Source organism: Caulobacter sp. (assembly GCF_049283275.1).
In the GTDB taxonomy this organism is placed as follows: domain Bacteria; phylum Pseudomonadota; class Alphaproteobacteria; order Caulobacterales; family Caulobacteraceae; genus Caulobacter.
In genome coordinates this window covers 1-2,241 of the sequence record NZ_JBAPVS010000302.1, presented here as the reverse complement: position 1 = coordinate 2,241, position 2,241 = coordinate 1, and the positions used below count along the sequence as shown (strand labels likewise).

Annotated in this window: 2 protein-coding genes; both read left to right on the top strand. The window is 67.6% G+C overall.

What is annotated here, in order from left to right; all coding sequences use genetic code 11:
* Positions 1–8 precede the first annotated feature (8 nt).
* Entirely contained in the window at positions 9–248 is a 240-nt protein-coding gene (locus WAL33_RS17140; protein ID WP_422182733.1) for a DUF721 domain-containing protein, read from the top strand.
* A gap of 329 nt (positions 249–577) precedes the next feature.
* Positions 578–2,241: DNA gyrase subunit B (locus WAL33_RS17135; RefSeq protein ID WP_422182732.1), on the top strand; the 1,664-nt coding region annotated here is incomplete at its 3' end.

The window sequence follows — 2,241 nt, the reverse complement described above, 5'->3', positions numbered from 1 at the left end:
GAGCCGACATCGCCGCCCACTGCACGCCGTTGCAGTTCGCCGACGGCGTTCTCACGGTCGCCGCCGACTCCTCGACCTGGGCCGCGCAGGTGCGCTTGCTCACCCCGACCCTTCTGCGCAAGCTGGCGGATGAGGTGGGCGAGGGAACGGTCCAGCGGATTGTCGTTCGCGGCCCGTCCGCCCCGTCCTGGAAGCACGGGCCGCGGGTGGCGCCCGGGTCGCAGGGGCCGCGAGACACGTACGGATAGCCCTGGGTCGGAAGGGCGGTGTCAACGCGGCGTCAACGCCGCTCTCGCTCGCAAATCGCACAGGAGTCGTACGGGGAGTCATCCCAGGGCGGGTTCGCGCGGCAGATACGGCTTCTCCGGCCGCAGAACGCCAGATCTCCCGCCGTGAACGCCCCGCCCGGGACGGAATCTGTCTCGATAGCAGATATGATGTAAGGGTTCGGCGGCGCCGGGGGACCCTTCACACGGGCTGCTCCCCTGGGCCCGTCCCCCCGGTCGACGGCGGCAGTCATCGACCTCGACCTTCAGGAGCCCCACACCTCGTGGCCGAACAGACGATCCCCACCGACATGCCGCTCGACCCCTCCCCGCAAGCCAACGGCGCGCACTACGACGCCAGCGCCATCACCGTGCTGGAAGGTCTTGAAGCGGTCCGCAAGCGTCCCGGCATGTACATCGGCTCCACCGGTGAGCGCGGACTGCACCACCTGGTCTACGAGGTGGTCGACAACTCGGTCGACGAAGCGCTGGCCGGCTACTGCAAGAACATCGAGGTCACGATGCTCGCCGACGGCGGCATCCGGGTGATCGACGACGGCCGCGGGATCCCGGTCGGCATCGTCGAGTCGGAGGGCAAGCCGGCCGTCGAGGTCGTGCTGACCGTGTTGCACGCGGGTGGCAAGTTCGGCGGCGGCGGCTACTCGGTGTCCGGTGGTCTGCACGGCGTCGGCGTCTCCGTGGTGAACGCGCTCTCCAGCACGCTTGACGTCGAGGTGCGCACCGAGGGCCACGTCTGGCGCCAGTCCTACGCGATAGGTGTTCCGCAGGCACCGCTGGCGCAGGGTGAGCCGGCCGACACCACCGGAACCACGATCACGTTCTGGCCGAGCCCGGACGTCTTCGAGACAATCGTGTTCGACTACGAGACCCTGCGCTCGCGGTTCCAGCAGGTCGCGTTCCTGAACAAGGGACTGGCGATCACGCTTATCGACGAGCGGGCGGACCACGCGGACGAGGACGGCACGGCCTCCTCGGTCACCTTCCGCTACGACGACGGCCTGGTCGACTACGTCAAGCACCTGAACTCGGCCAAGAAGACCGAGATGGTGCACCCCGACGTCATCTATCTCGAGGCCGAGGACACCGACCGCAAGCTCTCCCTCGAGCTGGCGATGCAGTGGACGACGGCGTACTCGGAGAGCGTCCACACCTACGCCAACACGATCAACACCCACGAGGGCGGTACCCACGAAGAGGGTTTCCGGGCCGCGATGACAACGTTGATCAACGAATACGCGCGGTCCAAGGCCTTTCTCACGGAGAAGGACGAGAACCTCACCGGGGACGACATCCGTGAGGGCCTGACCGCGGTGCTCTCGATCAAGCTTGCTGAGCCGCAGTTCGAGGGCCAGACCAAGACCAAGCTCGGCAACACCGAGGCCAAGACCTTCGTCCAGCGAGTGGTCCGGAGCACGCTCACCGACTGGCTGGACAGCCACCCGAGCGAGGCCCGCGAGGTGGTGCGCAAGTCGATCCAGGCCTCGGCGGCCCGGATGGCGGCCCGCAAGGCGCGGGAGGCGACCCGGCGCAAGGGCCTGCTCGGGGGCGGTGGACTGCCCGGCAAGCTCTCGGACTGCCAGTCCACCCACGCCGAGGAGTGCGAGATCTTCATCGTGGAGGGTGACTCGGCCGGTGGCTCGGCCAAGTCCGGCCGCGACCCGCGGATCCAGGCGATCCTGCCGATCCGAGGCAAGATCCTCAACGTCGAGAAGGCGCGGATCGACAAGGCCCTCGGCAACCAGGAAGTGCAGGCGCTGATCAGCGCCTTCGGCACCGGTGTCGGCGAGGACTTCGACCTCAGCAAACTGCGGTATCACAAGATCATTCTGATGGCCGACGCCGACGTGGACGGCCAGCACATCCGGACCCTGCTGCTCACGCTGCTGTTCCGGTACATGCGCCCGCTCGTCGACTTCGGTCACGTCTACCTGGCCCAGCCGCCGCTGTACAAGAT